A 4,510-nucleotide genomic window follows, 5' to 3' on the forward strand; every position below is an offset into this window, starting at 1 on the left:
GAGTCTCGTCGTGTCCGCCACGTAGCCCTAGCAAAGGGCTTTTTTGATGCTTACATCCCTGGGATTTTGAACGCCGTCGGGTCCACTGACGCAGCAGAGCCTGGCGTAGCCGTAGATGCTTCAACTGGAGCACTAGCTAGAGTGCCAACTGGCGCAACCCCTGGAGCAATCGGACTAGCGGTCGCCACACCAGCAGTAGTCTCTTGCCCTAGTGGAGCTGTAGCACCTCCAACTACCGGTCCCGCGGTATTTCCGACGCCCGCATTAGGTCTCCTCGGCGCGGCCGAGGATGCTGACCGCCGAGAACGCCACCATGACCGCGGGCACGAGCGCCAGAACAGCGTAGAAGGTGAGCCCTGCCGCCCGATCCGGGCACTGGTCGACGACGAAGGCCCGCGCTGTGCGTCGGATCGTCTCCCACCAGGCTCTCCCCACCGTGCTGGTCATCGATTCGGCCGCGCGGTGCATCAGCTCTCCTGTCCGTCGCCCGTCGAGCCTGCCTCACGCGTCGTGCGCGCGCATGACCCTTGACACCGGGGCCGGCTTTGTCAACCCGGTACGCCTCGCGGCCCGATCGCGCCATGCTGGCACGGACGACGAAACGGAGGAACATCACGATGAGGGCATTGACCTGGCAGGGAACACGCAAGGTGGAGATCTCGGAGGTGGCGGATCCCACCATCGAGCAACCGACGGATGCCGTCATCCGCATCACGTCCTCGGCGATCTGCGGCTCCGATCTCCACCTGTACGAGCTGCTGGGCCCGTTCCTGGATCGCGGCGATGTCCTCGGCCACGAACCCATGGGCGAAGTCGTGGCGATCGGGTCCGAGGTTACGCAGCTCGCCGTCGGCGACCGCGTGGTGATCCCTTTCACGATCGCCTGCGGGCACTGCTTCATGTGCCGGCACGGACTGCAGTCGCAGTGCGAGACCACGCAGGTGCGGGAGTATGGCAATGGCGCGGCCCTGTTCGGGTACACGAAGCTGTACGGCCAGATCCCCGGAGGGCAGGCCGAGTACCTCCGTGTGCCCCTCGCCGATTACAACCACATCCGTGTCGGAGCGGAGCTCCCCGACGACCGGTACCTGTATCTCAGCGATATCCTGCCCACCGCCTGGCAAGGCGTGCATTACGCCGATGTCCCCGAAGGCGGAACACTGGTCGTGCTGGGGCTCGGGCCTGTCGGGCAACTCGTCTCGCGCATCGCCGTGCACCGGGGATATCGGGTGCTCGCCATCGAGCCGGTCGCCGAACGCCGTGCCGTGGCGGAGCGCCGCGGCATCCTCACCTATGACCTCACCGAATCGGTCGCCGACGAGATCCGAGACCTGACGGAAGGGCGCGGAGCGGACTCGGTCGTCGACGCCGTCGGGCTCGAGGCACACGGGTCGCCCGCTGCGAAGTTCGTGCAGCAGGCAACGGGCCTCCTGCCCGATCCGGTCGCCCAGAAACTGCTCGACCGCGCAGGAGTCGATCGACTGGCCGCCCTCCATGCGGCCGTGGATCTCGCTCGCCGCGGTGGCACCATCTCCCTCAGCGGTGTTTATGCCGGTGATGCGGATCTCATGCCGATGAAGACGATGTTCGACAAGCAGTTGAGCCTGCGCATGGGCCAGTGCAACGTCAAACGCTGGGTCGGCGACGTGATGCCGCTGATCGAGGACCCTGCCGACCCGCTCGGGGTGATGGACCTCGCAACCCACCATGCGCCCCTCGACGATGCCCCGGAGTTCTACGAGACCTTCCAGAAGAAGGAGGACGGCTGCGTGAAAGTCGTCCTGCGCCCCTGACCGAATACGACCGAACGGAGAGCCACCATGAGCGATCCCGCCCCGAGCACCGGCTCCGATCCCACCGAACCCTCGCCGCCCGATTCCGACGAGATGCCCACGACCGAAGAGCTCCAGGAGCCGAGCACCGAGAAGGAGGCGGAGGAAGTCCCGACGGCGCCCGAGCGCACCGAACCCGAGCCGAGCCATGAAGCCGTCGGCATCGGCATCATCGGCCGCCCGCAGGTCGAACCCGAAACCATTCAACGAGAGGACTGACCATGGCCACCACCGCGAACACGACGAAGAACAAGCGCCGTCCCGCCCGGGGAGCGCGGCTGACCGACGAGCAGAACGCCGAGAGCGGCTTCACCGCGTCGAAGAGCCTGAGCGACAACCTGCAGAAGGTGCTCGTCGACCTCATCGAGCTGGCATCGCAGGGCAAGCAGGCGCACTGGAACGTCGTCGGAAAGAACTTCCGCGACACGCACCGCCAGCTCGACGAGATCATCGACGCGGCTCGCGGCTTCAGCGACACGATCGCCGAGCGAATGCGCGCCCTGCACGCCGTTCCGGACGGACGCAGCGACACGGTGGCAGAGACGACCTCGTTGCCAGAGTTCCCGACCGGGGAGATCTCGACGACTGATGTGGTCGATCTCGTCACCGAGCGCCTCGAAGGGACCGTGGGAACCTGCCGCGACGTCCACGACGCCGTCGATGAAGAGGATCCCACCAGCGCGGATATCCTGCACGCGGTCCTCGAGAGTCTCGAGCAGTTCGCGTGGATGGTCAGCGCCGAGAACCGGGTGCCGGCCGCTCAGTGATCACAGGGTATGATTGATCTCGATAGGCGGAACTTCTCATCCGTCTCGCCCCGGCCGTGTGGTAACGGTCGGGGCTTTTTCGTTCCTGGGAGGTCTGCCCTGATGACTGGTGCCCCTGGAGGGACTCGAACCCCCAACCGTTTGCTTAGGACGCAACTGCTCTTCCATTGAGCTACAGAGGCTGGCATGACCAGTCTACTCAGTGAAGCGGTGCCTGCGCCTACGCCGCGAGTGCCAGGTACGGTTCCCAGCACGGATCGCTGCGCTCGGTGCCCCGCACCGTCCATGTTCCGCCGCGCGGAGGCTGCGGGACGGTGCGCAGCTCCCAGCGCATCTCCTGCGGTGTGCGGTCGCTCTTGACGTTGTTGCAGCGCAGACAGCAGGCGACGAGGTTCTCCCAGGAGTCCTGGCCACCCCGGGATCGGGGAACCACATGGTCGATCGTGGATGCCGGTTTTCCGCAGTATCCGCAGCGGTGGTCATCGCGGCGCAGGACACCTCGTCGGGTGACGGGAACGCGCCTGCTCATCGGAACGCGAACATAGCGCGTCAGGATGATGACCGCGGGGCGGTCATAGGCTCCGCCCGCTGCCCAGACGGGATCGTCCTCCACACGTTCGATCACGGAGGCCTTCTCGTTCATCACGAGCACGAGGGCTCGTTTGAAGGAGACCACCGCGAGCGGTTCGTATCCGGCGTTCAGGACCAGTGTGCGCATCGTCGTCATCCTCTCGATCCGCCGGGACGGCTTCCCGGCACTCTCGACTCACACGACGTCACGCGGATGAAAGCTCTCCGCAGGGACGAAAAAAGGCGCTGTCTTCACAGACAGCGCCTTCAACACGCGAAAAACTCCGTGCATCCCTGCGGGCAATGCCGAAGGACGTAACGGCCGAGTGCATCCATGGTGCGGATGCCCGGCATTCGTTCCATCGGCTTTCTCCCGTCCGTGCGACGACGGGTTCAGGTTAGCCCATGATCCCGACGGATGCGGGAACCGAAGGTGAACACTCAGCCGGCGTTGGCGGCCAGCCATCCGACCGGCTCGACAAGACCACCGTTGACGCGGACCTCGATGTGCAGGTGGTTCGCCGTCGAGCGCCCCGTGCTTCCGACGAACCCGATGAGCTGTCCGGCCTCGACGTGCTGACCGACCTGCACCTGACGCGACCCGTAGAGCATGTGCCCGTAGACGGTGGAGACGACCTGGCCGCCGACCACGTGGTCGATGAACACACCCACCCCATAACCGCCCACGCTCTCCGTGGAGACGCGGACGGTGCCAGCCGCAACGGCATAGATCGGTGTTCCCGCCGGAGCGAGCATGTCGGCGCCTTCGTGCGCGCCGCCGAGCGTGCGGCTGACGCTGTAGGAGCCGCGCGGAAGCGGGTAGCGGACCTCACCGGACCCGGGTGAGACGAGGGCGTAGTTGCCGACGTCGAAGTTGCTGGTCGATGCGGTGGAAGCGGAGGCCGCAGCAGCAGCGGCCGCTGCAGCAGCGCGCTTCGCTGCCGCTTCTTCGGCCTTCTTCTTCTCGATCTCGGCCGAGCTCGTCGCGTCGTAGGTGCCGCGGTCGAGCGGTGCGGCGGTGGCCTCGGAGGCGACGACCAGCGACTGGGCGTCGTCGACGGCCAGCTGCTGCAGGGTGGCCGTCGCATCGACGGGGGTTCCGGTAGCCGCGTAAGCGGGAAGAGCGACAGCGGCGACGAGCGCGCCGACTGCTCCGAAGATCGCAATCGATCGCAAGGGCTTGGCCATCTTGCGTGCACCGCCGCGGGGTCCCGCGGCGTGCTTGCTCTTCAGAATCTCTTCAGATGTCTTCGCGGTCTGCTCAATGTCAGCGGCCAAAAGTTGATCCTCCTGCGCCTGGGCGCTCGGGTGCGCTGGCTCGTCGGCACTCTGCTTCTCGTG

6 protein-coding genes and 1 tRNA gene are annotated in these 4,510 nt (G+C 66.0%); 3 read left to right on the forward strand and 4 right to left on the reverse strand.

What is annotated here, in order from left to right; translation table 11 throughout:
* Positions 1–264: 264 nt before the first annotated feature.
* Complete coding sequence (locus tag Q0Z66_RS12015; protein ID WP_298041474.1) at positions 265–468, reverse strand: hypothetical protein; 204 nt, start codon at positions 466–468, stop codon at positions 265–267.
* Positions 469–617: 149 nt separating this feature from the next.
* Between Q0Z66_RS12015 and Q0Z66_RS12020 the strand changes: the two genes are divergently transcribed.
* From Q0Z66_RS12020 to Q0Z66_RS12030, 3 genes are read left to right on the forward strand one after another with little or no spacing between them, the layout of a single operon-like run.
* Positions 618–1,793, forward strand: coding sequence for an alcohol dehydrogenase catalytic domain-containing protein (locus tag Q0Z66_RS12020; RefSeq protein WP_298041476.1), 1,176 nt, complete (start codon positions 618–620; stop codon positions 1,791–1,793).
* A gap of 27 nt (positions 1,794–1,820) precedes the next feature.
* A complete protein-coding gene (locus Q0Z66_RS12025) occupies positions 1,821–2,051 on the forward strand; it encodes a hypothetical protein (RefSeq protein WP_298041478.1) in 231 nt (76 codons plus the stop codon).
* 2 nt (positions 2,052–2,053) lie between these two features.
* Positions 2,054–2,599, forward strand: coding sequence for a DNA starvation/stationary phase protection protein (locus Q0Z66_RS12030; protein WP_298041480.1), 546 nt, complete (start codon positions 2,054–2,056; stop codon positions 2,597–2,599).
* 107 nt (positions 2,600–2,706) lie between these two features.
* On the opposite strand, the gene Q0Z66_RS12035 is transcribed toward Q0Z66_RS12030, so the two are convergent.
* The 3 genes from Q0Z66_RS12035 to Q0Z66_RS12045 all read right to left on the reverse strand — a co-directional run.
* A tRNA-Arg gene (locus Q0Z66_RS12035) sits at positions 2,707–2,781 on the reverse strand.
* A gap of 38 nt (positions 2,782–2,819) precedes the next feature.
* On the reverse strand, positions 2,820–3,317 hold the full coding sequence (locus tag Q0Z66_RS12040; RefSeq protein ID WP_298041482.1) for an HNH endonuclease: 498 nt from the start codon (positions 3,315–3,317) through the stop codon (positions 2,820–2,822).
* A 293-nt stretch (positions 3,318–3,610) separates the two neighbouring features.
* Positions 3,611–4,510: M23 family metallopeptidase (locus tag Q0Z66_RS12045; protein WP_298041484.1), on the reverse strand; the 900-nt coding region annotated here is incomplete at its 5' end.

The organism is uncultured Microbacterium sp., from assembly GCF_947632095.1.
Classification (GTDB): Bacteria; Actinomycetota; Actinomycetes; order Actinomycetales; family Microbacteriaceae; genus Microbacterium.

What these genes read in the sequence shown, in the direction of transcription:
- Q0Z66_RS12040 (WP_298041482.1), bottom strand. Translation starts at nt 3,317, where the DNA reads ATGCGCACACTGGTCCTGAACGCCGGATACGAACCGCTCGCGGTGGTC.
- Q0Z66_RS12030 (WP_298041480.1), top strand. Translation starts at nt 2,054, where the DNA reads ATGGCCACCACCGCGAACACGACGAAGAACAAGCGCCGTCCCGCCCGG.
- Q0Z66_RS12025 (WP_298041478.1), top strand. Translation starts at nt 1,821, where the DNA reads ATGAGCGATCCCGCCCCGAGCACCGGCTCCGATCCCACCGAACCCTCG.
- Q0Z66_RS12015 (WP_298041474.1), bottom strand. Translation starts at nt 468, where the DNA reads ATGCACCGCGCGGCCGAATCGATGACCAGCACGGTGGGGAGAGCCTGG.
- Q0Z66_RS12020 (WP_298041476.1), top strand. Translation starts at nt 618, where the DNA reads ATGAGGGCATTGACCTGGCAGGGAACACGCAAGGTGGAGATCTCGGAG.